General features: G+C 68.2%; 24 protein-coding genes. 16 read left to right on the top strand and 8 right to left on the bottom strand.

Annotation, left to right across the window (positions count from 1 at the left end; genetic code table 11):
* Window positions 1-74: 74 nt before the first annotated feature.
* The 4 genes from cgtA to BMW54_RS01310 form a co-directional block, all read right to left on the bottom strand.
* Window positions 75-1,136 (bottom strand): Obg family GTPase CgtA, encoded by a 1,062-nt coding sequence (gene cgtA / locus BMW54_RS01325; RefSeq protein ID WP_090052305.1) that lies wholly within the window; start codon window positions 1,134-1,136, stop codon window positions 75-77.
* Between the two features lie 87 nt (window positions 1,137-1,223).
* Window positions 1,224-1,481, bottom strand: a complete 258-nt coding sequence (gene rpmA, locus BMW54_RS01320; RefSeq protein WP_072321611.1) for a 50S ribosomal protein L27 — start codon at window positions 1,479-1,481, stop codon at window positions 1,224-1,226.
* 20 nt (window positions 1,482-1,501) lie between these two features.
* Window positions 1,502-1,816 (bottom strand): 50S ribosomal protein L21, encoded by a 315-nt coding sequence (rplU, locus tag BMW54_RS01315; RefSeq protein ID WP_090052303.1) that lies wholly within the window; start codon window positions 1,814-1,816, stop codon window positions 1,502-1,504.
* A gap of 284 nt (window positions 1,817-2,100) precedes the next feature.
* Entirely contained in the window at window positions 2,101-2,625 is a 525-nt protein-coding gene (locus BMW54_RS01310; RefSeq protein ID WP_090052301.1) for a DUF2059 domain-containing protein, read from the bottom strand.
* A gap of 214 nt (window positions 2,626-2,839) precedes the next feature.
* On the opposite strand from BMW54_RS01310, the gene uvrA reads away from it, so the two are divergent.
* From uvrA to BMW54_RS01290, 4 genes are all read left to right on the top strand, one after another.
* Window positions 2,840-5,779 carry an excinuclease ABC subunit UvrA gene (gene uvrA, locus BMW54_RS01305; RefSeq protein ID WP_090052299.1) on the top strand — a complete coding sequence of 980 codons (2,940 nt, stop codon included), beginning with the start codon at window positions 2,840-2,842 and terminating at the stop codon, window positions 5,777-5,779.
* Entirely contained in the window at window positions 5,776-6,216 is a 441-nt protein-coding gene (locus BMW54_RS01300) for an acyl-CoA thioesterase (RefSeq protein WP_090052298.1), read from the top strand. The genes uvrA and BMW54_RS01300 overlap by 4 nt, the downstream gene beginning before the upstream one ends.
* Before the next feature lie 179 nt (window positions 6,217-6,395).
* A complete protein-coding gene (locus BMW54_RS01295; RefSeq protein WP_254778999.1) occupies window positions 6,396-7,856 on the top strand; it encodes a DUF4139 domain-containing protein in 1,461 nt (486 codons plus the stop codon).
* Window positions 7,857-8,058: 202 nt separating this feature from the next.
* On the top strand, window positions 8,059-8,817 hold the full coding sequence (locus BMW54_RS01290; RefSeq protein WP_090052294.1) for an enoyl-CoA hydratase/isomerase family protein: 759 nt from the start codon (window positions 8,059-8,061) through the stop codon (window positions 8,815-8,817).
* Window positions 8,818-8,891: 74 nt separating this feature from the next.
* On the opposite strand, the gene BMW54_RS01285 is transcribed toward BMW54_RS01290, so the two are convergent.
* The 4 genes from BMW54_RS01285 to fdhF form a co-directional block, all read right to left on the bottom strand.
* The gene (locus tag BMW54_RS01285) at window positions 8,892-9,821 is read right to left on the bottom strand and encodes a Nudix family hydrolase (RefSeq protein WP_090052293.1); all 930 of its coding nucleotides are present in this window, start codon (window positions 9,819-9,821) and stop codon (window positions 8,892-8,894) included.
* The gene (locus BMW54_RS01280; protein ID WP_090052291.1) at window positions 9,821-10,309 is read right to left on the bottom strand and encodes a dihydrofolate reductase; all 489 of its coding nucleotides are present in this window, start codon (window positions 10,307-10,309) and stop codon (window positions 9,821-9,823) included. Before BMW54_RS01280 ends, BMW54_RS01285 begins: the two co-directional genes overlap by 1 nt.
* A gap of 111 nt (window positions 10,310-10,420) precedes the next feature.
* Complete coding sequence (locus tag BMW54_RS01275; RefSeq protein WP_090052288.1) at window positions 10,421-10,900, bottom strand: helical membrane plugin domain-containing protein; 480 nt, start codon at window positions 10,898-10,900, stop codon at window positions 10,421-10,423.
* Window positions 10,900-13,872: a formate dehydrogenase subunit alpha gene (gene fdhF / locus BMW54_RS01270; RefSeq protein WP_090052287.1), complete on the bottom strand. Its 2,973-nt coding sequence runs from the start codon at window positions 13,870-13,872 to the stop codon at window positions 10,900-10,902. The genes BMW54_RS01275 and fdhF overlap by 1 nt, the downstream gene beginning before the upstream one ends.
* A 150-nt stretch (window positions 13,873-14,022) precedes the next feature.
* On the opposite strand from fdhF, the gene BMW54_RS01265 reads away from it, so the two are divergent.
* The 12 genes from BMW54_RS01265 to BMW54_RS01210 are packed head-to-tail and all read left to right on the top strand — an operon-like array spanning window position 14,023 to window position 25,308.
* Complete coding sequence (locus BMW54_RS01265) at window positions 14,023-14,673, top strand: cytochrome c3 family protein (RefSeq protein ID WP_090052286.1); 651 nt, start codon at window positions 14,023-14,025, stop codon at window positions 14,671-14,673.
* 5 nt (window positions 14,674-14,678) lie between these two features.
* A complete protein-coding gene (locus BMW54_RS01260; protein ID WP_254778997.1) occupies window positions 14,679-17,507 on the top strand; it encodes a TAT-variant-translocated molybdopterin oxidoreductase in 2,829 nt (942 codons plus the stop codon).
* The gene (gene nrfD, locus BMW54_RS01255; RefSeq protein WP_090052284.1) at window positions 17,504-18,847 is read left to right on the top strand and encodes an NrfD/PsrC family molybdoenzyme membrane anchor subunit; all 1,344 of its coding nucleotides are present in this window, start codon (window positions 17,504-17,506) and stop codon (window positions 18,845-18,847) included. The genes BMW54_RS01260 and nrfD overlap by 4 nt, the downstream gene beginning before the upstream one ends.
* Window positions 18,844-19,371, top strand: a complete 528-nt coding sequence (locus BMW54_RS01250) for a DUF3341 domain-containing protein (RefSeq protein ID WP_090052283.1) — start codon at window positions 18,844-18,846, stop codon at window positions 19,369-19,371. The genes nrfD and BMW54_RS01250 overlap by 4 nt, the downstream gene beginning before the upstream one ends.
* Window positions 19,368-19,925 carry a c-type cytochrome gene (locus BMW54_RS01245; protein ID WP_254778995.1) on the top strand — a complete coding sequence of 186 codons (558 nt, stop codon included), beginning with the start codon at window positions 19,368-19,370 and terminating at the stop codon, window positions 19,923-19,925. The genes BMW54_RS01250 and BMW54_RS01245 overlap by 4 nt, the downstream gene beginning before the upstream one ends.
* On the top strand, window positions 19,922-20,725 hold the full coding sequence (locus tag BMW54_RS01240; protein WP_090052282.1) for a hypothetical protein: 804 nt from the start codon (window positions 19,922-19,924) through the stop codon (window positions 20,723-20,725). Before BMW54_RS01245 ends, BMW54_RS01240 begins: the two co-directional genes overlap by 4 nt.
* Complete coding sequence (locus BMW54_RS01235) at window positions 20,722-21,045, top strand: hypothetical protein (protein ID WP_090052281.1); 324 nt, start codon at window positions 20,722-20,724, stop codon at window positions 21,043-21,045. Before BMW54_RS01240 ends, BMW54_RS01235 begins: the two co-directional genes overlap by 4 nt.
* Window positions 21,042-21,860 (top strand): SCO family protein, encoded by an 819-nt coding sequence (locus tag BMW54_RS01230; RefSeq protein ID WP_090052280.1) that lies wholly within the window; start codon window positions 21,042-21,044, stop codon window positions 21,858-21,860. The genes BMW54_RS01235 and BMW54_RS01230 overlap by 4 nt, the downstream gene beginning before the upstream one ends.
* Window positions 21,857-22,792, top strand: coding sequence for a cytochrome c oxidase subunit II (gene coxB / locus BMW54_RS01225; RefSeq protein ID WP_090052279.1), 936 nt, complete (start codon window positions 21,857-21,859; stop codon window positions 22,790-22,792). Before BMW54_RS01230 ends, coxB begins: the two co-directional genes overlap by 4 nt.
* Complete coding sequence (gene ctaD / locus BMW54_RS01220; RefSeq protein ID WP_090052278.1) at window positions 22,779-24,377, top strand: cytochrome c oxidase subunit I; 1,599 nt, start codon at window positions 22,779-22,781, stop codon at window positions 24,375-24,377. Before coxB ends, ctaD begins: the two co-directional genes overlap by 14 nt.
* Entirely contained in the window at window positions 24,374-25,018 is a 645-nt protein-coding gene (locus tag BMW54_RS01215; RefSeq protein ID WP_090052276.1) for a cytochrome c oxidase subunit 3 family protein, read from the top strand. Before ctaD ends, BMW54_RS01215 begins: the two co-directional genes overlap by 4 nt.
* Window positions 25,015-25,308, top strand: a complete 294-nt coding sequence (locus tag BMW54_RS01210) for a cytochrome C oxidase subunit IV family protein (RefSeq protein WP_090052274.1) — start codon at window positions 25,015-25,017, stop codon at window positions 25,306-25,308. Before BMW54_RS01215 ends, BMW54_RS01210 begins: the two co-directional genes overlap by 4 nt.
* Window positions 25,309-25,312: the final 4 nt, after the last annotated feature.

Here is a 25,312-nt window from a genome sequence, read left to right as displayed (position 1 = left end):
GCGACATGTTTTGAGGCCGTGCGCTACAGCCCCTGCTGCGCCTCGCGATAAGCTGTCGCGCGCAAGGCGCGCTCCTACCGCATCCGCACGTCGTCGCGTTCGTCGGTGCGCTCGCGCTGCTTCGCGCGTTCGGCATCGAAGAACTGCTGCACCTTCAGGCAGACGTCCCAGGTACCCACCTCGCCCGCGGCGGAAACGACGAACCACGGGGCCTTCCAGTCCAGGCGGGCGACGATGTCGTCGACCACGGCCTTCAGCTCGTCCTCGTCGTCGATGACGTCGGACTTGTTGATCACCAGCCAGCGCGGACGCTCGACGAGCTCCTCGTCGAACTGCTGGAGTTCGGCCTCGATCGCACGGACCTGTTCGACGGGATCCGAGCCGTCGATGGGACGGATGTCGACCACGTGCAGCAGGAGACTGGTGCGCGACACGTGACGCAGGAACTGGATGCCCAGGCCGGCGCCTTCGGCCGCACCCTCGATGATCCCGGGGATGTCCGCGATCACGAAGCTCTGGTCCGTGCCGATGCGCACGACGCCGAGGTTCGGATGCAGCGTGGTGAACGGGTAGTCGGCCACGCGCGGCGTCGCCGCCGAGACGGCGCGGATGAACGTGCTCTTGCCCGCGTTCGGGAAGCCCAGCAGACCGACGTCGGCCAGCAGTCGCAGCTCGAGTTTCAGATCGCGCACTTCGCCCGGCGTGCCCGGCGTCGACTTGCGCGGCGCGCGGTTCACCGAACTCTTGAAATGGATGTTGCCCAGGCCGCCACGACCACCCTGCGCCACCTTCAGGCGCTGGCCGTGCGACGTAAGGTCGCCGATCACCTCGTCGGTATCGACGTTGGTGACCACGGTGCCGACGGGCACGCGCACCTCGGTGTCTTCGCCACCCTTGCCGTACATCTGGCTGCCCATGCCGCCCTGCCCGCGCTGCGCCTTGAACGAGCGCATGTGGCGGAAGTCGACGAGGGTGTTGAGGCCTTCGTCGGCCACGAGCCACACGGAGCCGCCATTGCCGCCATCGCCGCCATCGGGACCACCGAACGGGATGAATTTCTCGCGACGGAAGCTGACACAACCGTTGCCGCCGTCACCGGCCGAGACCCTGATTTGCGCTTCGTCGACGAATTTCATGGGGAAAACCTGGAAAGAGTGTGATGCCGCGCTACAAACGAAAAGCCCCGCCTAGGGCGGGGCCTTCGCTATCGCGTCGGGCGAGGCTTACGCCTGGACGACGTCGACGAACTTGCGGCCCTTGTCGCCGCGGGTCTTGAACGACACGGTGCCGTCGACCAGCGCGAACAGGGTGTGGTCGCGGCCGAGGCCGACGCCCACGCCGGCGTGGAACTTGGTGCCACGCTGACGAACGATGATGTTACCGGCTTCGACAGCCTGGCCACCGTAGATCTTCACGCCGAGGTACTTCGGGTTCGAATCGCGGCCGTTACGGCTGGAACCTACGCCTTTTTTATGTGCCATGACTTATATCCTCCGGCGACTCAGGCGTTGATGCCCGTGATCTCGATTTCGGTGTAGTGCTGACGATGTCCCTGCGTGCGCTTGTAGTGCTTGCGACGACGGAACTTGATGATGCGGATCTTATCGGCGCGGCCGTGGGCGCGAACCTTCGCGCTGACGGTGGCACCGGCGACCAGCGGGGCGCCGACCGTGACCGACTCGCCTTCGCCGACGAGGAGGACCTGGTCGAACGTGAAGGTGGAATCGACTTCGGCGGGGAGCAGCTCGACGCGCAGGACTTCGCCTGCCATCACGCGATACTGCTTGCCACCGGTCTTGATGACTGCGTAGCTCATGGTGATTTCCTGTTACTGATTATGTAGTTCTTTTTAGGGTCGTACGGGTGTTGCGAACTGCGAATTATAGCGGGACCCAAAAGGCAAGGTCAATCAGGCGGTTAAGCGGCCGACCAGACCGGCGGCCCGCTCGCCCCATGGAGCATTTGCCATCCAGATCAGACGGTTAGAGCAAGACGCCTACCGAAGGGGTGGGAGCCGATCGCATCGGCGATCCCGCGCCAGCGGGCCGGGCCGCGTCAGGATCGCCGATACGATCGGCTCCCACCCTCTGGTAGGTGGCGTTACTTCTTCTTCGCGGGCGCCGGAGCCGGCGCCGCCGGAGCGGGCTTCGCCGCCGCCCCCGTGGCCGGGCACTGGCCCTGGGCGTTGAGCGTGCCCTGGGTCTGGAGCTGGCCGATCATCTGCTTGCCGCGTTCCTGGCCCCAGGCCTTGCCGATCTGCATGCCCTCGGCCATGGTCGCCGGCATCTGCGTGATCACCTTCTGGCCCAGCGGCGAACGGTAGAACTTCAGCAGGCCGTCGACGTCCTCGGCCGTGAAGTGCTTCTGGTACACGGGCACCATGCGGCCGATCAGCTGGTTCGTCGCGTTGGCGTCCACGAAGCCCTGCCAGTAGCTGGCGGGCACGCACGGCAGCGCGGTGGCCATCACGCCGGCCATCTGGCTGTTCATCTGGCTGAGCATCTTGCCCATGCCCACGGCCTCCATCAGCTGGCGCACCTGCGCCTCGCTGGGCGGCGCCGCCAGCGCCTGGCCCGCACTACACGCCAGCACCAGGCCGGCCGCGATCCCTGTCCACTTACGCATGCGTCGTCTTCCTCTTCGGATGATTGGCTTGGGTCGGATCCCCTCCCCCGAGGGGCCGGCGCCATGGTAGCCGCCGCCGGGGCGGTTCGGGCAACCCGCTCGAAGCATGCGTCCGGAGCCTCATGACAAATGTGATGAACAGTCACAGGTCGACGCGGAATGAAGGCCGAAAACCCTTGGTATAGTCAGTGGCTTCCCCCATCTACGTCGGCACATGGACAGCATTCGCATCCGCGGCGCCCGCACGCACAATCTCAAGAATATCGACCTCGACCTGCCCCGCGATCGCCTGATCGTGATCACGGGGCTGTCCGGGTCCGGCAAATCCTCGCTGGCCTTCGACACCATCTACGCCGAAGGCCAGCGTCGCTATGTCGAGTCGCTGTCGGCCTATGCCCGGCAGTTCCTCTCGATGATGGAAAAGCCGGACGTGGACACGATCGAAGGCCTCTCGCCGGCCATCTCGATCGAGCAGAAGTCGACCTCCCATAACCCTCGCTCCACCGTCGGCACGATCACCGAGGTGTACGACTACCTGCGCCTGCTCTACGCGCGCGTCGGCACGCCCCGCTGCCCGAACCACGGCATTCCGCTCGAAGCGCAGACGGTCAGCCAGATGGTCGACACCGCGCTCGCGCTGGATCCGGACAAGCGCTGGATGCTGCTGGCGCCCGTGATCCGCGAGCGCAAGGGCGAGCACGTGCAGGTGTTCGACCAGCTGCGCGCGCAGGGCTTCGTGCGCGCCCGCGTCGACGGCGAGGTCTACGACCTCGACGCCGTCCCGCCGCTCACGCTGCGCCAGAAGCATACGATCGAAGCGGTCATCGACCGTTTCCGTCCGCGCGAGGACATCAAGCAGCGCCTGGCCGAGTCCTTCGAGACCGCGCTTCGTCTCGGCGACGGCATCGTCATCCTCGTCGACATGGACGACGCGAAGGCCGGCGAACAGCTGTTCTCGTCGCGGTTCTCGTGCCCGATGTGCGACTACTCGCTGCCGGAACTCGAGCCGCGCCTGTTCTCGTTCAATTCACCCGTCGGCGCCTGCCCCACCTGCGACGGCCTGGGCGTGACCCAGGTGTTCGACCCGGCGCGCGTCGTCGGCCACCCGGAGCTCAGCCTCGCGGGCGGCGCCATTCGTGGCTGGGATCGTCGCAACGCCTACTACTACCAGATGATCCTGTCGCTGGCGAAGTACTACGGCTTCGATCCGGAGACACCCTGGCGCGAACTGACGAAGTCGGCTCAGAACGCCGTGCTCAACGGTTCGGGCAAGGACCTGATCCCGTTCCGCTACATCACCGACCGGGGCGGCAAGGTCACGCGCGAACACAAGTTCGAAGGCATCCTGCCGAACCTTGAGCGCCGCTATCGCGAGACCGAGTCCACGGCCGTCCGCGAGGAACTGGCGCGCTACATCTCCGACCACCCGTGCCCGGACTGCGGCGGCCAGCGCCTCAACCCGTCGGCGCGCAACGTGTTCGTGGCCGACCGCGCCATTCCCGAACTCACCTCGCTGGCCATCGACAACGCGCTGGCCTTCTTCGAGACGCTGGCCTTGCCCGGCTGGCGTGGCGAGATCGCGGTGAAGATCGTGAAGGAGATCCGCGAGCGGCTGACCTTCCTCAACGATGTCGGCCTCAACTACCTCACGCTCGATCGCCAGGCGGATTCGCTTTCTGGCGGCGAGGCGCAGCGCATCCGCCTCGCCAGTCAGATCGGCGCGGGGCTCGTCGGCGTGATGTATGTGCTCGACGAGCCGTCCATCGGCCTGCACCAGCGCGACAACGAACGACTGCTCGGTACCCTCACCCGCCTGCGCGATCTGGGCAACACGGTGATCGTGGTCGAGCATGACGAGGACGCCATCCGCGCCGCGGACCACATTCTCGACATCGGCCCGGGCGCGGGCGTGCACGGCGGCGACATCGTCGCCGAAGGCACGCTCGAGCAGGTGCTCGCCTCGCCGCGCTCCGTCACGGCGAAGTACCTCACCGGCGAGCGCGGCATCCGCGTGCCGGAGAAGCGCCGCGAAGCGCGCGACGATCAATGGATCGAGCTCAAGGGCGCCAGCGGCAACAACCTCAAGGACGTGGACGTCCGCATCCCGGTCGGCGTGTTCACCTGCGTCACCGGCGTGTCGGGCTCCGGCAAGTCGACGCTGATCAACGACACGTTCTACCGCCTCGCGGCGATGGAACTCAACGGCGCGAGCGAGCAGCCGGCGCCGTACGAATCGATCGAGGGCCTCGAGCTGTTCGACAAGGTCGTCGACATCGACCAGTCGCCGATCGGCCGCACGCCGCGCTCGAATCCCGCCACGTACACCGGCCTGTTCACGCCGCTGCGCGAGCTCTACGCGCAGGTGCCCGAGGCGCGCCAACGTGGTTACACGCCGGGCCGCTTCAGCTTCAACGTGCGCGGCGGCCGCTGCGAGGCGTGCGAAGGCGACGGCATGATCAAGGTGGAGATGCACTTCCTCCCCGACGTGTACGTCCCGTGCGACGTGTGCCACGGCAAGCGCTACAACCGCGAGACGCTCGAGGTGCTCTACAAGGGCCACACCATCGCCGACGTGCTCGACATGACGGTGGAAGACGCCTTCAAGCTGTTCGAGAACGTGCCGGTGATCGCACGCAAGCTGGAAACGCTGCGGGCGGTGGGCCTCGACTACATCAAGCTCGGCCAGAGCGCCACCACGCTGTCCGGCGGCGAGGCGCAGCGCGTGAAGCTGTCGAAAGAGCTATCGAAGCGCGACACCGGCAGCACGCTGTACATCCTCGACGAGCCCACGACCGGCCTGCACTTCCACGACATCGAGCAGCTGCTCGACGTGCTGCATCGCCTCGTGGATCACGGCAACACCGTGGTGGTGATCGAGCACAACCTCGACGTCATCAAGACGGCCGACTGGCTCGTCGACCTCGGTCCGGAAGGCGGCTCGGGCGGCGGACAGATCCTCGTCAGCGGCACGCCGGAGAAGGTCGCCGCGACGAAGACCTCGCACACCGGCCGCTTCCTGCTGCCGTACCTCAAGCCGGCGGCGCCGGTGACGAAGGCGCCGGCGAAGGCGGCCGCCCGCAAGACCGCCGCGAAGGCCGCTCCGACGAAGGCCGCCGCCAAGAAAACGCCCGCGAAGAAGAAAAGGACCGCATGAGCACCGAAGCCGCCCAGACCCCGAGCCCGACGCCGATCTTCATCACGCCGATGGACGTCCGTTGGCAGGATCTCGACGCGTACAACCACGTCAACAATTCGAACTACCTGGTCTACCTGCAGGAAGCCCGACTGAAGTGGCTCAAGGAGCTGCCCGGCGACTGGTACAGCCCGTCCGCGGCGCCGGTGATGGCCCATAGCGAGATCAACTACCGCCTGCCCATCGAATGGCCGGCGGACATCCAGATCGAGCTGTACGCCAATCGCATGGGCACCAGCTCGATGACGGTCGGCCACCGCATCCTCGATTCGCAGGACGCCACCCGCATCCATTGCGACGGCAGCGTCACCATGGTCTGGATCGATACGAAGACCGGCCGCCCGGTCCCGCTTCCGCAGGTCATCCGCGACGCCGTGGCCGCGGCCCGGCAGGACTAAAAGACGCATCCATCGCCGATACGATCGGCTCCCACCGTTCGAGCCACGAGCGGAATGGTGGGGGCCGATCGCATCGGCGATCCCGCGGCGGCGGGCACGGTTGTCGAACCCTGCCGCAAAAGATCGCGACCGTTCATTTCGCCCCGGTATGATCCGCGAGGATCATCATGGAGAGCATCATGCAACGTTCCCTCGTCCTCGCGATCGCCTGCGCCGTTTCCCTTCCCGCGTTCGCCGCCGATGAGCGCACCGCGCTCACGCTCTACCGCGCCGACGGCGATGCGCTCTTCGCCACGGGAGGCGACGCCGTTTCCGGCGACGGTTACGCCGTGGTGCACGAGCGCCGCGCGTTCGACCTGAAGGGCGGCACGCAGGACCTCTCCATCGACGGCCTCCCCTCCGCGCTCGACAGCGAAGCGCTGTCGCTGCGCTTTCCCGGCAAGGACACCCGCGTCGTCTCGCAGCGCCTGCTGCTCGGCCAGGGCTTCGACGGCGCCGTCGCCGGCCTCGTCGGCCACGATGTGGTCGTGGTCGGCGAAAGCGGCCAGGCGCTCGCCAGCGGCACGCTCGTTCGCGGTGGCGATGCGCTCGTCGTGCGCGACAGCAGCGGCCACGCCACGCTCATCCGCCAGTACGCCGCCCTGCGCGCCGCCGACAGCACGGACTTCGCCCGTGGCTCCACGCTGCAGGTGCGTGTCGCCGGCGGCGCGGCGGGCCGGACGAACGCCAACCTCGATTACCCCACGTCGGGCCTCGGCTGGCGCGGCGCCTACGTCGCGACGCTCGCGCCGGGCAACGCCTGCCGCATGACCTTCGACGCCGCGGCGAGCATTGCCAACCGTAGCGGACGCGACTGGAAGGACGTCTCGCTCAAGCTCGTCGCCGGCGACGCGCGGCGCGCGAAGGCGCCGATCCAGAACAAGCTCTTCATGGTCCGTGCCGCGCCGGCCCCGGCCGCCATGGATGCCGAGTCGATGGCGCCTCGACAGGCCACGCTGGGCGACCTGCGCACCTACACGCTGCCGACGCCGGTCGACCTCCCCGACGGCAGCGTCACCCAGACGCCGCTGTACGACCGCCACACCCTCGACTGCCAGCGCGAGGCCGTGTACGACGGCGGCAACACGTGGTTCCCGCCGCGGCCGAACGCCGAGCGCCAGCCGATCCTCGCCAACGCCGGCACGCCGATCGTGTCCAACCTCCGTTTCAGGGCGTTCGACAGTCTGCCCGCCGGTTACGTCCGCGTGCTGACGACCGACCGCGACGGCAACACCGAACTGCTCGGCGAAGGACGCATCGACGACACGCCGAAGAACAAGGACACCACGGTGTCGCTCGGCAACGCCTTCGACCTGTCCGCCACGCGCGAGCAGACCGCGTTCACGGCGGACATGCCGGGGCACCGGATCGACGAAAGCACCCGTATCGTCCTGACCAACGCGGGCGACACGGCGCGCACGGTCACCGTTCGCGAGCATCCCAACCGCTGGCGCGCCTGGACGATCACGTCGTCGTCGATGAAGCCGTCGAAGGTCACGCCGGAGGTGGCGGAGTTCAGCGTCACCGTTCCGGCGAACGGCAGCGCGACGCTCGATTACGCCGTGCGCTATACCTGGGCGGACGCGGATATCGCCCAGTAAGCGGCATCGCCGAGGCGCCCGATCGCCGATACGATCGGCTTCCACCCTTCGGTAGCTACCTCTCCCATCGCTCGAAAAGGACGGTGGGAGCCGATCGCATCGGCGATCCCGCGGCAGCGGGCAACGAAGCCGGTGAAGCGGCTGCACCACCGGCCGCCGAAACGCCATAATCGACGCAACCCACACCGACGGACGCGCACCCATGCTCGACATCCTGCTGCACGACGGCGACATTCACGAAATCCGCATGGCTCGCGGGCCGGTCAACGCGCTGGACATCGGTCTCGTCGAGGCGTTGCGCGAGGCGATCGTCGGAGCCCCCGCGAACGGCGCGCGCGGCATCGTGCTTTCCGGCGCGCAAGGCATGTTTTCGGCGGGCGTCGACGTCCCCGCCCTGCTCCAGCGCGACCGCGCGGGCGTCCATGACTTCTGGAACGCCTTCTTCGCGCTGTGCGGCGCACTGGCGACCTCGCCCGTACCGACCGTCGCGGCGATCACCGGCCACAGCCCCGCGGGCGGCGCGGTCATTTCGCTGTTCTGCGATTACCGTGTGATGGCGCACGGGGTCTACAAGATCGGTCTCAATGAGGTGCAGGTCGGTCTTTCCGTGCCCGAGCCGATCCAGTTCGCGATGCGCCGCATCCTCGGCGGCTACCGCACCGAGCGACTGCTGGTGGCCGGTGCGATGGTGGACGCCGAGCAGGCCCACGCGATCGGCCTGGTCGACGAGCTCGCGACGGTCGAACAGGTGGTCACCCGTGCCACGCTATGGCTCGCCGACCTGCTGAAGCTGCCGCCGAAGGCGATGCTGCGCACCCGCGAGATCGCCCGCGCCGATCTCGTCGCCGTCTGGGGCGATACGTCGAACCTGCTCGATCCGGGTTTCATCGACGACTTCTTCGCCGAGGAGACGCAGGGCGTGCTGCAGGCGCTGGTGGCGCGGCTGAAGGCCAAGCACTAGCCAAGCTCTCGCAAACCTGTATCGCCGATACGATCGGCTCCCACCCTTCGGTAGGAGGTGGGAGCGATCACCGGCTATCGAGCGAACCCGCGGATGCCGGCCACGCCCTGCGCGGCATGCATCCGCGCCTCTCCCAGATCGTCGGGACCAAGACCGCCCAGCGCATAGACCGGCAACGACGCCGTCTCGGCCAACCGCGCGAACCGCGGCCAGCCCAGCGGTTCGGCGCCGGGATGGCTGGCCGTCGCCTGCACGGGCGACAGCGTCGCGAAGTCGCAGCCCAGCGCTGAGGCGCGTGCGAGCTGCGCGGCATCGTGGCACGACGCGCCCACCATGGACGTCCACGGCAGCGGCCGCTCTTTCAGCTCGCCGAGTTGCTGAGCACGAAGATGCACGCCCGTACCGAGGATCGATGCGCCCTCGATGTCGCCATTGAGCAACAGGTGGGCGCCCACCCGGCGGGCCTCGGGCAGAACCGCCTTCGCCACGTCGCGCGCGACGTCCGTGGAATACCCTGGCAACCGCAGTTGCAGCAGGCGCTCGCCGCGCGCCAGCGCGGCGAGCAGCCCCGCGATGACGACGTCGGGTGACGCATCGGGCGCCGTGATCGGGTAATGGGCCGGCAGGCGGATGGCCGCCAGGACGGGCCGGTCGGCCGGCGCGAGGATGGACGGATCGATGTCGCGCGGCGCATGCCATGCGATCGCCGCGGCGTCGAGCGCACGCGGCGTCCCGGTCCAGCGACGGACGAGCATCGCCTCCAGCAGCATCGACCGCTCGCCATACGCCCACGGCACGCGGATGCACGACTCGAACGACGCGGGATCAACGGCGATCCCCAGCTCTTCGTCCAGTTCGCGCTCGAGCGCGGCGACGGCGGACTCCCCCGCTTCGAGCTTGCCACCGGGAAACTCCCACGCGCCGGCCAGATGCTTGCCGGGTGGCCGCTGCGCGATGAGGATGCGTCCGTTGGCGTCGACCAGCACGCCGGCGACGACCTGCATCAGACGTTCCGGACGTATTCGACCATGTCGAAGGCGTGGGCGTGCTCGGCATCCGCCTCGTGGCGCACCCGCGAAACCTCCGTCCATTCCTTGAAATCGACGCCGGGGAAGAAGACGTCGGCACCATCGACCGCCGCGTACACCCAGGTCAGGTACAGCGTGCGGGCATAGGGCAGCGCCTCGCGGAACACCTCGCCACCACCGATGACCATGAGGCCCGTGTGACCGCAGCTCGCCTGCGCCTCGGGAATCGAACGCACGGTGATCTGTCCGGGAAACGGCGCCTCGCCCTTGCGCGAGAGCACGTAGTTCACGCGTCCCGGCAACGCGCGGCCGATGGATTCGGCGGTCTTCCGCCCCATCAGCACGGCCCTGTCGAGCGTCAGCGTCTTGAAGTACCGAAGATCGTCCGGAAGATGCCAGGGCAGTCCACCCTGTTTGCCGATGGCAAAGTTTTCGTCGAGCGCGGCAACCAGGTGTACGGCCATGGAACATCCTTCACGGTTTCAGTCGGAACGATCGGGCACCGGGCCCGTGCGCTCGCGATAGTAGTCCTGTCCGCGTGATGGTGGAACTAACGATCGTTTGACCGGCGCCCGTCAGGCATCGCTTGCCTTGCCGGTGTGCGCGGTGATGGGCTTCTCCGGCGCCGGCCTGGCCATCGCCCGGCCGAAACGGCCGATCGCGCGTACCAGTGGCGTGAGCGTGCGCCACGCGTCATCGTCGTTGAGCAGCCGGTAGACCCCACGGATGCCCGGCGCGGCGCCCGCCTCGCCCGCACCGGATTCCAGCGCGGTCGCCGCCTCGCGCAGCGCGTCGGCGAACTTGTAGACGGCGCCGGGAGGAACGCGACCGAGCACCATCGCCACCGCGGCCACGTTCTGCAGCGCGTTCCGGGTCGACTCCGCTTCGAAGCCTCGCAGCACGATGCGCGCGATGTCCTGATTGCGGGCCACGAGATCGTTCGCGAGGCGAAGCACGCCATGCTCGTGCAGGGTTCGCAGCAGGCGCTCCCACTCGTCCTGTGCCGTGGGCTCCGTGCGCGTGGGGCGCGGGGCATAATCGATAGGTTCGGCCATCACAGCGTCTCCGGTCGTTCGATCGTTTCCGGCGGCTCGACGTATTCCTCTCGCGCCCACTTGGCCGACGCGTCCGGGCCACCGTTGGGCGTCCGCTTCCCGTAGCGGAAGTTGTGTCGCGGCAACGGCGATGCACCCGTACCCTTCGGCAGGCGCTCGATTCGCACGGCGAGTTCCTTGTACGCGGGCGTATTCACATCCGGATCGTGGTGTTCGCCGGTGAGCGCGTTCACACCGGGCTTCGCATGATGGATCGGCAGGAACAGCGTCCTGCCATGGACCCGATCGGTGACCAGCGCGCGGACTTCGATGCTGGCCCGCCGCGAGGTCACCTTCAGCCACGTGCCGTCCACGATGCCGCGTTCGCGCGCGAGGTCCGCGCCGATCTCGACGAACCAGTCCGGCGAAAGCTGGGTGATACGCCCACCCGGCCCGGTCTGGTTCGTCGACTGGAAGTGCTCGAGCATGCGGCCGTTGTCGAGAAGCAGGTCGAACTGCGCATCCGTATCTTCGACCGGAGGTTTCCACTCGAGCGGATACAGCTTCGCCTTACCGTCGGGAAAGTGGAACGCGTCGGTGTACAGCAAGGGAGTATCCGTGCCGTCCGCGGCGACCGGCCATTGCAGCGAGCGCCAGCCGTCCAGCCGCTCGTACGTCACTCCGGCGAACAACGTGGCGATACTGGCGCATTCATGCATCACGTCCGCCGGACCGGCGTAGCCCCAGTCGTGGCCGAGTCGTTTCGCGACCTCGGTGAGGATCCACCAGTCGGGCCGGCTCTCGCCGAGCGGCGGCATCACTTCATGGAAACGCTGGATGCGTCGCTCCGTGTTGGTGAACGTGCCTTCCTTCTCGACGCTGGGACACGCCGGCAGCACGACGTCGGCGAACTGCGCCGTACGCCCGAGGAACATGTCCTGCACGACGAAGAACTCCAGGCCGCGGAACGCCTTCTCGACGTTGGCGGTGTCAGCGTCGGCGATCGCCGTTTCCTCCCCGATCACCCACATGGCCTTGACGTTGCCCTTCGCCGCCTCGACCACCATCCCGAAGTTGTCGAGGCCGGGCTCGCTGGAGAGGCGTTCCGGCGCCACGCCCCACGCCCTGGCCCATTTCTCGCGCACCTTGTCGTCGGTGACTTTCTCGTAGCCTGGGTACACGTCCTTGAGGCAGCCGAAGTCGCTGGCGCCCTGCACGTTGTTGTGTCCGCGCATCGGGTAGCCACCCGTTCCGGGCCGGCCGTAGTTGCCGGTCACCAGGAGCAGGTTCGACAGCGCGGTGCTCGTATCCGAACCATGGGTATGCTGCGTTATGCCCATCGCCCAGAGCAGGCAGACGCTCCTAGCCCCGGCGATCATCCGCGCCGCCTCCACGATCCGCTCGCGCGCGAGTCCCGTGACCGTCTCCGCGAAGTCCAGCGTGAAGGGCTCGAGCGAGCGACGGTACTCGTCGAGACTGTTGACGCGCTCGCGCAGGAACGCATCGTCCGCCAGCCCTTCGTCCAGGATGTAGCGCGCGGTCGCGCTGGCCCACACCAGATCCGTTCCCGCGCGCCCGTCGAGGTGGATGTCCGCCCGCTCGGCCATCTCGTGGCGACGCGGGTCGAGCACGATGAGCTTCTGGCCGCGCAGCTTCCGCGCGCGCTTGATCCGGGAGGCGATCACCGGGTGGCACTCGGCCGTGTTGGAACCCACCAGCACGACGAGGCCGGCCGCCTCGATGTCGCGGATGGAGCCGGCGTCACCGCCATAACCCACCGTGCGGAACAGCCCCATGGTCGCGGGGTTCTGGCAGTACCGCGAAGAGTTGTCCACGCTGTTGGTGCCGAAGATCAGGCGCGCGATCTTCTGCGTGAGATAAGCCTCTTCGTTGCTCGCCTTGCTCGACCCGATGAAGCCCAGGGCCTTCGGACCATGGCGCTGGTGAATGTCGCGCAGCCGGTTGGCGACGCGGTCGAGCGCCTCGTCCCAGGTGGCTTCGCGAAACGCCCCGTTCTCGCGGATCAATGGATGGGTCAGGCGCTGCGGGCTGTTGACGAAGTCCCAGCCGAACTTGCCCTTGACGCAGGTCGAGATCCCGTTCGCCGGTGCGTCGAGGTTCGGTTGCACCTTGAGGATGTGCCGGTCGCGCGTATACATCTCGAACGAGCAGCCGACGCCGCAGTACGTGCATACGGTCTTCGTGCGGCGGAGTTCGGCCTGGCGCATCGTGGCGTCGATCTCCGACAGCGCCGTGACCGGCCGGGCCCCGATCGTGTTCTCCAGCGACTTCACCAGGTCGATGAGCGGCCGTTTCACCCGTTCGTCCATCGCCGTGAAGGGGCCTGCATCCGGCTGCATGGTCTTTTCCATGAGCGCGTTGCACGGGCAGACCGTCACGCAATGGCCGCAGGAGACGCAGCTCGACCCTTCGATCGTGGTCCCGCCATCCCAGAGCACGCGCGGATGCGCGGACGAGTAATCGATGGCGAGCGTCTCGTTCACCTCGACGTTCTGGCATGCCTCGACACAGCGGCCGCAGAGGATGCACTGGTCGGGATCGTAGGTATAGAACGGATTCGACTCGTCCTTGGTGTAGGGCTTGCGGACGAACGGATAACGCTGAATCGGCATGTCCATCGCCGCCACCGTGTTGTGCAGCGTGCAGTCCCCCGTGTTGTGCTCGCACACGGTGCAGTAGAGCTCGTGCTTCGCGAGCAGGCGGTCCATGCCCTCCTCGCGCGCGGCCCGCGGGCGCTCGCCGAGGGTATCGACCGTGGTGCCGTCACTCGCCACGCACTCGCAGCTGCGAACCAGCTCGCCGTTCACTTCCACCCAGCAGGTGTCGCAGGTACGCAGCGGGCCGAGGGCCTCGTTGTAGCAGACATGCGGAACGTCGATACCGTTGCGGACGAAGAGGTCGACGAGACGTTCGCCCTCGCGTGCGAGGTGCGGCAGGCCGTCGACGACGACCGTGGATTCGATGGCGGACATGAGCCTCCCGATGCGATGGGTTTCATTCCGGAGCGTCATCGTCGCCGCGCGTGCGCCCACGCCGGGTGTACGCACGCCGTACGGGACTTCACGAAGCCCGCACGGAAACGCGACTAGCGTCGACGCGCTACACCGGACCTCGAGGAGGAAATGGCGCAGATCTTCCACCCGCGATCCGGTCTCTACGCGAAGCTGACGATGCTCGCGCTGCTGGTCGTCGTTGTCGGCCTGGTGGCGGCGTGGCGCGCGCTTACCGCGGAGCCGCATGGGGAACACGAAGCCGTGGAGCAGCCGGTGCCCTTCAGTCATCAACACCATGTCGGCGAAGTCGGGCTCGATTGCCGCTACTGCCACGCGACGGTGGAGACGCGGGCATCGGCCGGCATGCCTTCCATCTCGACATGCATGACGTGCCACTCGCAACTTTTTACGAACCAGCCGGTGCTCGCCCCGTTGAGCGAGAGCGCGCGTACCGGCATTCCGTTGCGCTGGATGCGCGTGCACGACCTGCCCGGGTTCGTCTACTTCGATCATTCGATCCACGTCGCCAAGGGCGTGGGTTGCTTCTCGTGCCATGGTCGCGTCGACCGCATGCCACTGACGCGGCGCGTCGCGTCGCTGTCGATGAGGTGGTGCCTCGATTGCCATCGCCATCCCGAGCGCTTCGTGCGCCCGCACGACGAGGTGTTCGCCATGGACGACAGGCAGCCGGGCGACGACGAACGGCTCGGCATGGCGTTGGTGGACGCGTATCGCATCGATCGGCGCCGACTCACCGATTGCTCGGTGTGCCACCGATGAGCGCGATGACCGAGCTCCGCGACGCGTTGCCGGCACCGGGGTCGCCGCGATTCTGGCGCTCGCTCGACGAACTGGTCGCCGATCCGTCGCGCCGCCCGTTGATCGCCGAGGCGTTTCCGCAACTCGCGGACATCGAACCGTCGCTCGACCGTCGTGGATTCCTGCGTCTGCTGGGTGCGTCGATCGCCTTCGCGGGTCTCGCAGCCTGTTCGGGGCCGCCGCCCGAGCGGATCGTGCCGCAGGTCGGCGGCGCCGACGACGCACCGCCCGAGACGGCGCGCTACGCGACCGCGCTCGCCACGGGAGGCGACGTCGTCGGGGTGCTGGTCGAACTGCGCGATGGACGGCCCATCAAGGTCGATGGCAATCCCCGGCATCCGGCCAGTCACGGCGGCAGCGACGCGCGCATGCAGGCGTCGATCCTGGACCTCTGGGACCCGGCCCGCTCGCAAGCCCCGCGCACGAACGGCGCGGCGGCGAGCTGGTCCGCCTTCGAAAGCGACATGGCCACGCTGCGCTCCCGCTTCGCCAGCGGCGGCGACGGCTTGCGCGTGCTCTCGGGCGGAATCGACTCGCCCACGCTCGCCCGGCAGCGCGACGCGTTGCTCGCCCGCTACCCGCACGCGTGCTGGCACGTTCACGAGCCGGCGGCGGGACGCCCGACGGGCACCTGGCCGGACCTCGCAAAGGCGCGGGTCGTCGTCACGCTCGACGCCGATATCCTGGGTACCCTGCCCGGCCATGTGCGCCATGCGCGCGACTTCGCGGCGGGACGCGCGGATCCGGCCGGCATGTCGCGGCTCTACGCGATCGAACCGTCGCCATCGTTGACCGGCCGCAACGCCGACCACGCATGGCCGGTGGCGGCGGCGGACATCGCCACGATCGCCACGGCGCTGGCGGCGGCCACGGGCGTCGACGTCGCGATGCCCGCCCTCGACGCGGCCACGCGCGAGCGCGTCGACATCATCGCGAACGACCTGCGCGCGCACGCGGGCGCGGGGGCCGTGCTCGCCGGTCCGCGCGTCGCGAACGATGTCCACGCGCTGGTCCGCGCCATCAACGACGGGCTCGGCAACAGCGGATCCGTGCTGCGCTACCTCGCACGGGACGATCAGGCGACCGACACGACCTCCGCGCTCATCGAGGACATGCGCGCGGGACGCGTCGATACCCTCGTGATCCTCGACGCGAACCCCGTGATGACGGCCCCCGGGTTCGCCGCCGCGCTGCCGGGCGTGCGACGCGTCGCGCACCTGGGACGCTATCGTGACGAGACCGCGGAGGCGGCGCATTGGCACCTCCCCGCGTTGCATCCCTTCGAGACGTGGTCCGACCTGCGCTCGGTCGAGGGGACCGCGAGCATCGTGCAGCCGATCGTCGCGCCGCTCGTCGACGGACGCTCGGCGCACGACGTGATCGACCTGCTTCTGGGCGACGCGTCCGACGATCCGCTCGCGCGCGTCCGTGCGACCTGGAGAGCCCTCGACGACGACGCCTGGACGGAAGCGCTCCGCACGGGCGTCGTGGATGCCTCCTTCGCGCCCGTGTCCCGGCCGCCCTCCAACGTCGCCTCCGTCGCCGGCACTCCTGCGATGGCTGACGCAAGGGAGCTGGAAGTCGTGTTCCGTCCGGACGATCACCTCTGGGATGGACGCCACGCCCACAACGCGTGGCTGCAGGAGCTCCCCCGGCCGGTGACCACGCTGGCGTGGGAAAACGCCGCCTGGCTATCCCCGGAGCTCGCCCGGGAACGCGGTCTGCGCGATGGCGACATGATCCGCATCGAGAGCAAGGGGCGGTCCCTCGACGCGCCGGTGCTCGTCGTGCCGGGACAGGCCGCGGGCACGATCACTCTCACGCTCGGTTACGGGCGACGCCATGGAATCGCGAAAGGCCATGGTCACGACGCCTATGCGCTGCGCGATGGCGACGGCGCATGGTGGTCCGGCGACATCCGCCTGACGCGACTCGACGGACGGTCATCGCTTGCCCTGACGCAGGCGCACCAGGACATGGGCCGGCGCGACATCGTGCGTAGCGGCACACCCGACCGGCCGCCGGCGTTTCCGGCTCCGGAGCCGCACGCCAGCCTGTACCCGGAGAAACCCGGCGGCGACTACCGCTGGGGCATGTCCATCGACCTCAACGCCTGCATCGGATGTAACGCCTGCACCATCGCCTGCCAGGCCGAGAACAACATTCCGGTGGTCGGCCGCGACGAGGTGGCGCGCGGGCGTCGCATGCACTGGATCCGCGTGGATCGCTATCACGAGGGGGCTGCCAGCGCGCCCCGCACCTACCATCAGCCGGTGCCCTGCATGCATTGCGAGCATGCGCCCTGCGAAGTCGTTTGCCCCGTGGAGGCGACGGTGCATGATCGCGAGGGACTGAACCTGCAGGTGTACAACCGCTGCATCGGCACGCGCTTCTGCTCCAACAACTGCCCCTACAAGGTGCGTCGATTCAATTTCCTCCAGTACGCGGACTTCGCGAACGAGAGCCTGAAGGCGATGCGCAATCCCGAGGTGACGGCGCGGGCCAGGGGCGTCATGGAGAAGTGCACGTACTGCGTGCAGCGCATCCAGCGCGCCCACATCGCCGCGGATCGCGACGGCCAGCCCATCGCGCGCGACGCGGTCACCACCGCGTGCCAGGACGCCTGCCCCACGCGCGCCATCGTCTTCGGCGACAGAGGCGACGATGCGTCGGCCGTGGCGCGCGCCAGCGATTCTCCGCGACGTTACGAACTGCTCGACGAGCTCGGCACGCGCCCTCGGACCACCTACCTCGCCGCGCTGCGCAACCCGGCGCCCGACTGGAGGGACGCATGAGCGACCGCGAACCCGCCCACCCCGCCACGCCCGCCGAGGTCACGGACATCGTGACCGGCATCGTGCTGCACCGGCGCGCGGGGACGGCGTGGAAAGTCGCGTTCGCCGTGTCCTGCGCGCTCACGGCCCTGCTCGCGGCGTCCATCGCGGTGCTGCTCGTCCGCGGCGTGGGCGTCTGGGGCATCGCCATGCCCGTGGCCTGGGGCTTCGCCATCACCAACTACGTGTGGTGGATCGGCATCGGCATGGCCGGCACCTTCATCTCCGCCGCGCTCTACCTCACGCGGCAGGGCTGGCGTTCCGCGCTCAACCGCTTCGCGGAGGCGATGACCGTGTTCGCGCTCGCCGTGTCGGCGCTGTTCCCGGTGCTGCACCTCGGGCGCCCTTGGTTTTCCTACTGGCTCGCGCCTTACCCGGATCGCATGGGACTCTGGCCGCAGTGGCGCAGCGCGCTCGTCTGGGATTTCTTCGCCATCGGCGCCTACGTCGTCGTCTCGCTGCTCTATTTCTACGTCGGCCTGGTTCCCGACCTCGCCGCGGTACGGGACCGCGCGCGGCGACGAGGCCAGCAGGTGTTCTACGGTCTGCTGGCGCTGGGCTGGCGGGGCGAAGCCAGGGAGTGGGAGCGCCATGCGACGTTGACGAAGATCCTCGCCGGCCTGGCGGTACCGCTGGTGTTCTCGGTGCACAGCATGGTGGCGCTCGACTTCTCGGAAGGACTCCTGCCGGGCTGGCATTCGACGCTGTTCCCTCCGTTCTTCGTGGCCGGGGCGCTGTTCTCCGGCACGGCCATGGTCATCGTGCTCGCGGTGCCGCTGCGCCGCGCCTATGCGCTCGGCGACTTCATCACCGACGGACATCTCGACAAGCTGGCCAGGCTGATGCTCGCCGCCGGCCTCGTCGTCACCTATGGCTACGCCGCGGAAGCGTTCACCGCGTATTACGGCGGCGATCCGCAGGAGCTCGCCGTGCAGTCGAACCGCCTGCATGGCGCCTACGCCTGGCTCTATGGCCTGACCATCGCCTGCAACAGCGTCGCGATCCAGGCGCTGTGGTGGCCCCGCGTGCGCCGGAGCACGCCCGCGCTGCTGGTGATCGCGGCGCTGGTGCTGGCCGGCATGTGGATGGAGCGTTTCATGCTCATCGTCACCAGCCTCTACCGCGACTACCTGCCATCGAGCTGGGGCATGTTCTATCCGACGTGGTGGGACGCGGCGTTCCTGGCCGGGTCGATCGGCCTGTTCGCCTTACTGTTCCTCCTGTTCGTTCGCCTCATGCCCGTCCTGTCGATCGTCGAACTGCGCCGGCACGCCGCCGAGCTCGTGGATAGGCGCGCATGAGCGTCCATGGCCGCCTCCTGCAGGTTCGCGACGCCCACGCGCTTTCCGCCGCGGTCGACGCGCTGCGCGAGCGTGGCTACACGCGCCTCGAAGCCTTCACGCCCTACGCCGTCGACGGACTGATGGAAAAGCTCGGACCGCCACCGCGCCGGATACCGCGGGCGATGCTCGCCGGCGGCGTCCTGGGTGGCATCGCGCTGCTCCTGCTCCAGTACTACGCCGCGGCGGTGGACTATCCGCTCGATGTCGGCGGCCGGCCCCTCGCGAGCTGGCCCGCGTTCGTTCCCTCCGCCCTCGAGGTCGCCATCCTCGGCGCGGTGGTCGCCGGTTACATCGCCTTCCTCGTCGGCTGCGGCTTCCCCGCCCTCTATCAGCCTGTCTTCCACGTCGCCTGGTTCGAAGAGGCCAGCCGCGACGGATTCCTGCTCCTCGTGCGCGCCGACGACCCGCGCTGGGACGCGCATGGCACCGCGCGCGACATCGCGGCACTCGATCCCATGCGTCACGCGGAGGTCCCGTCGTGAGCGCGCGCGGTTGGCTCATGGGTGTCGCGGTGGCGCTCTTGTTGTGCGGCTGCGAGCGCGGCATGCACGACATGTACGCACCGTCGGCGTATCGCAGCGGGAGCGACGCCGCGCGGTTCGACGACCATGTGGCGACACGCAGACCGCCGCCGGGCACGGTGCCGACGAGCGGAACCGCGTCGATGCCCGCAACGGCGGCGATCACGCCGGCGTTGCTGGAGCGCGGGCGCGACAGGTACACGGTTTACTGCGCGCCGTGCCATGGGACGGGCGGTGACGGCGACGGCATGGTGGTGCAGCGGGGTTTTCCCGCGCCGCCGAGCTATCACGAGCCGCGATTGCGCAGCGCGGACGATCGCCACCTGTACGACGTGATCGCGCACGGCTGGGGCGTGATGTATCCGTACGGCGATCGCGTCGCGCCGGTCGATCGGCAGGCGATCGTCGCGTACATCCGCGCACTGCAGTTCAGCCGGCATGCCTCCGTCGACCGCCTGGAACCGTCGGACCTCGCGCGCCTGCGCGACCTTCCCGGCAGCGGAGGCGCACGATGATGGCGCACGCATGGCTCGTGTTCTGGCTGGGCCTCACCGGCGCGAGCGCCGGCGCCATCGCCTGGAGCGCGATCCATCGGCTCACCGGCGGCGCGTGGGGCGACGTGCTCGCGCCGCGCTGGCGCATGCTCCGCGCGCTCCTGCCGCTTGCAGCGATGGTGGGCCTGCCGTTGTTGATCGGGGCGGCGCATGTCTTTCCCTGGATGCACGGCCACGTCGACGACGCGCGCCGCTGGTACCTGAATTACCCGTTCCTCGCCGGACGCGCCGTGGGATGTTTCGTCGCGTGGGGTCTGGCCTGGGCGATGCTGGCGCGCGCACCGGCGGGCAGCCTCATCCTCTGGTTCGTCGCGTGCACGGTGTTCGCGAACGACTGGATCGTCTCGCTCTCCCCGGACTGGCGTTCAGCCGCCATGGGCCTCGTCGTCGCGCTGGGCCAGCTCGTGCTCGCCATGGCCACCGCCGTGGCGGCCACGCCACGCGACGAAACCGATGCGACGACCCGGCGCGACATCGGTGCGCTGCTCTTCGCCTTGTGCCTCGGCTGGGCGTACCTCGCCGGCGTCGACTACCTCACCGCCTGGTCGGCCGACCTGCCGTACGAAGCACGCTGGTACCTGCCGAGGACACGCGATACCTGGGGTGCCGTGGTCATCGCCGCGGCCGTCTTCCATCTGGCCGTCCCGTTCGTCCTGCTCCTCGCGCGGCGCGCGAAAGAGCAGGCCGGCATCCTGCGGGCCGCCGCGCTGTCGATGCTGGTCGGTCAACTCGGCCACCTCGCCTGGCTGGTGATGCCATGAGCCATCAGCGACAGGACCTCGACACGCGGCGCATCGTCTGGTCCGGCGCGACGCTGCTCGCGGCGCTGCTCGTCGTGCTCGTGGTGTGCTTCGTCCTCTGGCGAAGCTGGGCGCCGCCGGTGCTCCAGCATGTGCACCGGCCGCCCGAACCGCGCCTGCAACCGGATCCCACGCGCGATCTCGCGACCTACCGCCACGCGCAGCGCAACGCCGACTACTGGGGCTGGGTCGATCGCGAACATGGCATCGCACGCATCCCGGTGGAGCGCGCCATGGAGCTGATGGCGAAACAGCCACCCGAAACGGAGGACGTACGATGAGAGGCCGTCGCGTGGGCATCGCGCTCGCTCGCGCCACGGTGCTGACCGCGGCGCTCGCGCTCGCGGCGCTGGCGCCGCGCGTCACGGGCGCTTCGACACCGCCGCCCCCCGACCTCGCTGCCCGCGCCGGCTTAGATCAGCGGCTCGGCGCGATGGTGCCCATGGAGGCGCGCCTCACCGATGCCGACGGACGCACGCGCTCGCTCGCGTCCATCGCGGACGGTAAGCCGCTGGCGCTCGCGTTCGGTTACTACCGGTGCCCGAACCTGTGCGACCTCACCCTGCATGGCCTGGCACGCGCCGCGGCGACGATGCCGCTCGACCCCGCGAAGGACTACCGGATCGTGTTCGTGAGCATCGCGCAGGACGAAACGACCGCGGATGCGCGCTCGGCCCGGGACATGCTGGCGACCATGGACCCGCACGCGCGGGTCGACGCATGGACGCTGGCGACGACCGCGCCGTCGACCGTGCAATCCCTGACGCACGCTGTGGGGTTCCGCTATTTCCGCGATCCACGCGACGGCCAATACGTGCATCCGGCCGGACTGACGATCGTGACTCCGGACGGCCGCGTCTCCCGGTACTTCTTCGGCGTCGATCACGACCCCGCGTCGCTGCGGCTCGCCCTCGTGGAGGCGTCCGGCGGCCGGCTGGGGACGGTGATCGATCGCCTCGTGCTGTTCTGCCAGCACTACGACCCGTCGACAGGCAAATACAGCGTGCTGGTCACGCGACTGATGATGGTGCTGGGCTCGTTCTTCGTGGTCGCGATGGCGGCAGGCGCGTGGTGGTTGCGCAGGAGGTCGCCATGATGCCGCCGCAGGCATCCAGTCTCGCCGGCCGTGTCGATGGCCTTTTCTACACGATGCTCGGACTGTCCGTCGCGGTGGTGATCGGCGTCTTCGTCACCATGATCGTCTTCGCGGTGCGCTTCCGGCGAGGGCGCCGCGTCGATCGCAGCGGCGAATCGCACCGGGAGCTGGGGATCGAACTGACCTGGACGCTCGTGCCCTTCGCGATGTTCCTCGGCATCTTCGTGTGGAGCGCGCTGCTCTGGGTCGACATGCGCACGCCGCCTGCCGACGCCACCACGATCTACGTCGTGGGCAAGCAATGGATGTGGGAGTTCCAGCATCCCGATGGCCAGCGTGAGATCGGCATCCTTCACGTCGCCCAGGGACAGCCCGTGCGGCTTGTCATGACTTCGCAGGACGTCATCCACGACGTGTCGATCCCGGCGTTCCGCGTGAAGCAGGACGTCTTGCCAGGCCGGTACACCGAGCTATGGTTCACGCCGACGCGCCCGGGCACCTACGACCTGTACTGCGCCGAGTTCTGCGGCACCGATCACTCGCGCATGGGCGGCGCGGTCGTGGTGGGTACGCCGGCCGCGCACGCCCGCTGGCTCGCCGCCCATGCCGACGGATCGCTCGTCGACCGTGGGCGCGAACTGTTCACCCGCTACGGCTGTGCCGGCTGCCACGCCGACCATTCGTCGGTCCATGCGCCGCGTCTCGACGGACTCTATGGCAGCACCGTCCCGCTCGCCGATGGCCGCCAGGTCCGTGCCGACGAACGCTACCTGCACGACGCGATCACCCTCCCCGCCCGCGAAGTCGCGGCGGGCTACGCACCGCTGATGCCGAGCTACAAGGGTCGCATCGGCGAGAGCGACATCCTCGCCCTCGTGGCGTACCTGAAGGTCCGCGGCACGGCCAGGGAGACACCGCATGCGTCACGCTAAGCACGCACCGCCCAGCTACCTCACGGACGGCAGTACGCTGTGGTCGTGGCTGTCCACGCACGATCACAAGCGCATCGCCATCCTCTACGCGGTATCGATCACGTTCTTCTTCTTCCTCGGGGGCATCGCCGCGGCGCTCATCCGGCTGGAACTGGCGACACCCGCCGGCGACGTCATGACCGCCGATACCTACAACAAGGCCTTCACCTTCCACGGCGTGGTGATGGTCTGGTTCTTCCTCATTCCCTCCATTCCCACGACGCTCGGCAACTTCCTGCTGCCTCTCATGATCGGCGCCCGCGACGTCGCCTTTCCGCGCCTGAACCTCTTCAGCTGGTACCTCTACGTCATCGGCGGACTTTTCACCGTCGCATGCCTGCTGCTGGGCGGCGTCGATACGGGCTGGACGTTCTATACGCCGTTCTCGACGATGTTCTCGAACTCGCACGTCATGCTGGCCGTGGTCGGCGTCTTCGTGGTCGGCTTCTCGTCGATCCTCACGGGCCTGAACTTCATCGTCACGATCCACACGCTGCGCACCGAGGGAATGACCTGGTTCCGCCTGCCGTTGTTCGTCTGGTCGATGTACGGCGTGTCGCTGGTGATGATGCTCGCGACGCCCGTGCTGGCGATGACGCTCTCGCTGATCGCGGCCGAACGCCTGCTGGGCGTCGGCATCTTCGATCCCGCGCTCGGCGGCGACCCGCTGCTGTTCCAGCACTTCTTCTGGTTCTATTCGCATCCGGCCGTCTACATCATGGTGCTGCCGTCCATGGGAGTGGTGAGCGAGCTGATCACCGCCAGCGTGCGGCGGAAGATCTTCGGCTACCGCTTCATGGTCTGGTCCATCATCGGCATCGCGATCGTCGGCTTCCTCGTCTGGGGCCACCACATGTTCGTCGCCGGGCAGTCGATGTACGCGAGCATCGTGTTCTCGATCCTCAGCTTCATCATCGCGGTACCGTCGGCGATCAAGGTCTTCAACTGGACCGCCACGCTCTACAAGGGCGACATCACCTTCGGCGCGCCGATGATCTACGCGCTCGGCTTCGTCGGCCTGTTCCTGCTCGGTGGACTCACCGGGCTGTTCCTTGCAGCCACCGCGCTCGACGTCAACCTCACCGACACCTATTTCGTGGTGGCGCACTTCCACTACATCATGGTGGGTGGCGCCGTGATGGCCTACCTCGGCGGCATCCACTTCTGGTGGCCCAAGATCACCGGCCGCATGTACTCGGAGGCCTGGGCGCGTTTCGCCGCGATCCTGATGTTCCTCGGCTTCAACCTGACCTTCTTCCCGCAGTTCCTCGCCGGCGCGGAAGGCATGCCACGCCGTTACCACACCTATCCCGCGGAATTCGCGCTGCTCAACGTGCTGTCGTCGGCCGGTGCGGTCCTGCTCGCCGCGTCCTACCTGCTTCCCGTCGGCTATTTCCTATGGTCCTTCCGGCACGGCGCGCGCGCTCCCGCCGATCCGTGGAAGGCCAGCGGGCTCGAGTGGGAAACCTCCTCCCCGCCGCCGACGGACAACTTCGACGATGTGCCGGTGGTCACCGGCGGTCCTTACGCGTACGTGCATCCATGAACATCAGGCGGGCCCGGACCGCGGAACCCTTCGACGACGTGGCGCAGCAGCGAGAGGCCGCCACGCTGGGCATCTGGGCGTTCCTCGCCACCGAGATATTGTTCTTCGGCGTGCTGTTCGCCGCGTATGCCATCCTGCGGACGCTGTGGCCGGACGCGTTCGCCTCCGGCAGCCGGCACACGGATCTCCTGTGGGGCGGCGTCGAAACGGGCGTCCTCCTCGTCAGCAGCTTCAGCGTGGCTCTCGCGCTGCGCGACGTGCAGCTAGGCGGCAGGCGCCTCGCGGCGTGGCTGCTCGTCCTCACGGCGGTCCTCGGCCTCGTGTTCCTTGGCATCCATGCGGCGGAGTACCACGCGGATTACAAGGCCGCCGTCATACCGGGCTTCCGCTACGAGGAAGTGGGCGGCCTCGCCGCGCAGGAGCAGCTGTTCTTCGTGCTCTACTACGTGACGACAGCCTTCCATGGGCTGCACGTCGCCATCGGCGTGGTGCTCCTTGGCGTGATGGCCTGGCGGACCCGCCGTGGCGATTTCCTCCCCGAGTCGCACAACGCGCTCGAGGTGTCGGCGCTGTACTGGCACCTCGTCGACATCGTCTGGGTTTTCGTCTTCCCGCTGTACTACCTGGTGGGTCGCGCATGAGCGAGCGACCGCCATCGTTCGGAGCACACGTCGCCGCGCTCGCCGGGCTGGCGATCCTCCTGGTCGCCAGCATCGGCATCGCCCGTCTTCATCTCGGCGCGTTCAACGTGTTCGCGGGACCCGCCATCGCCGCGCTGAAGGCCTCGATCGTCCTGTTCTTCTTCATGAGGCTGCGGCGCAGCGGCCCGGCGTCACGATTCGCGTTGGCCTTCGGCGTGATCTGGATCGCCATCATGGTCGCGCTGACGCTCGGCGACGTATTGCTGCGCACGCCCGTGATCGTCAGCTGAGGGA

The sequence above is a fragment of the Luteibacter sp. 329MFSha genome (genome assembly GCF_900111665.1).
Classification (GTDB): domain Bacteria; phylum Pseudomonadota; class Gammaproteobacteria; order Xanthomonadales; family Rhodanobacteraceae; genus Luteibacter.
Note: the sequence above shows the minus strand (reverse complement) of the source record. Positions and strands in the feature narration are given on the sequence as shown.

Excerpts from the sequence above, each read along its gene's own strand:
- BMW54_RS01275 (WP_090052288.1), bottom strand. The coding sequence starts at position 10,900 with ATGGCCGAACCTATCGATTATGCCCCGCGCCCCACGCGCACGGAGCCC.
- fdhF (WP_090052287.1), bottom strand. The coding sequence starts at position 13,872 with ATGTCCGCCATCGAATCCACGGTCGTCGTCGACGGCCTGCCGCACCTC.
- BMW54_RS01280 (WP_090052291.1), bottom strand. The coding sequence starts at position 10,309 with ATGGCCGTACACCTGGTTGCCGCGCTCGACGAAAACTTTGCCATCGGC.
- BMW54_RS01230 (WP_090052280.1), top strand. The coding sequence starts at position 21,042 with ATGAGAGGCCGTCGCGTGGGCATCGCGCTCGCTCGCGCCACGGTGCTG.
- BMW54_RS01300 (WP_090052298.1), top strand. The coding sequence starts at position 5,776 with ATGAGCACCGAAGCCGCCCAGACCCCGAGCCCGACGCCGATCTTCATC.
- ctaD (WP_090052278.1), top strand. The coding sequence starts at position 22,779 with ATGCGTCACGCTAAGCACGCACCGCCCAGCTACCTCACGGACGGCAGT.
- BMW54_RS01295 (WP_254778999.1), top strand. The coding sequence starts at position 6,396 with ATGCAACGTTCCCTCGTCCTCGCGATCGCCTGCGCCGTTTCCCTTCCC.
- BMW54_RS01250 (WP_090052283.1), top strand. The coding sequence starts at position 18,844 with ATGAGCGTCCATGGCCGCCTCCTGCAGGTTCGCGACGCCCACGCGCTT.
- rplU (WP_090052303.1), bottom strand. The coding sequence starts at position 1,816 with ATGAGCTACGCAGTCATCAAGACCGGTGGCAAGCAGTATCGCGTGATG.
- uvrA (WP_090052299.1), top strand. The coding sequence starts at position 2,840 with ATGGACAGCATTCGCATCCGCGGCGCCCGCACGCACAATCTCAAGAAT.
- nrfD (WP_090052284.1), top strand. The coding sequence starts at position 17,504 with ATGAGCGACCGCGAACCCGCCCACCCCGCCACGCCCGCCGAGGTCACG.
- BMW54_RS01290 (WP_090052294.1), top strand. The coding sequence starts at position 8,059 with ATGCTCGACATCCTGCTGCACGACGGCGACATTCACGAAATCCGCATG.
- BMW54_RS01310 (WP_090052301.1), bottom strand. The coding sequence starts at position 2,625 with ATGCGTAAGTGGACAGGGATCGCGGCCGGCCTGGTGCTGGCGTGTAGT.
- BMW54_RS01210 (WP_090052274.1), top strand. The coding sequence starts at position 25,015 with ATGAGCGAGCGACCGCCATCGTTCGGAGCACACGTCGCCGCGCTCGCC.
- BMW54_RS01240 (WP_090052282.1), top strand. The coding sequence starts at position 19,922 with ATGATGGCGCACGCATGGCTCGTGTTCTGGCTGGGCCTCACCGGCGCG.
- coxB (WP_090052279.1), top strand. The coding sequence starts at position 21,857 with ATGATGCCGCCGCAGGCATCCAGTCTCGCCGGCCGTGTCGATGGCCTT.
- BMW54_RS01235 (WP_090052281.1), top strand. The coding sequence starts at position 20,722 with ATGAGCCATCAGCGACAGGACCTCGACACGCGGCGCATCGTCTGGTCC.
- BMW54_RS01260 (WP_254778997.1), top strand. The coding sequence starts at position 14,679 with ATGACCGAGCTCCGCGACGCGTTGCCGGCACCGGGGTCGCCGCGATTC.
- BMW54_RS01265 (WP_090052286.1), top strand. The coding sequence starts at position 14,023 with ATGGCGCAGATCTTCCACCCGCGATCCGGTCTCTACGCGAAGCTGACG.
- BMW54_RS01285 (WP_090052293.1), bottom strand. The coding sequence starts at position 9,821 with ATGCAGGTCGTCGCCGGCGTGCTGGTCGACGCCAACGGACGCATCCTC.
- BMW54_RS01215 (WP_090052276.1), top strand. The coding sequence starts at position 24,374 with ATGAACATCAGGCGGGCCCGGACCGCGGAACCCTTCGACGACGTGGCG.
- rpmA (WP_072321611.1), bottom strand. The coding sequence starts at position 1,481 with ATGGCACATAAAAAAGGCGTAGGTTCCAGCCGTAACGGCCGCGATTCG.
- cgtA (WP_090052305.1), bottom strand. The coding sequence starts at position 1,136 with ATGAAATTCGTCGACGAAGCGCAAATCAGGGTCTCGGCCGGTGACGGC.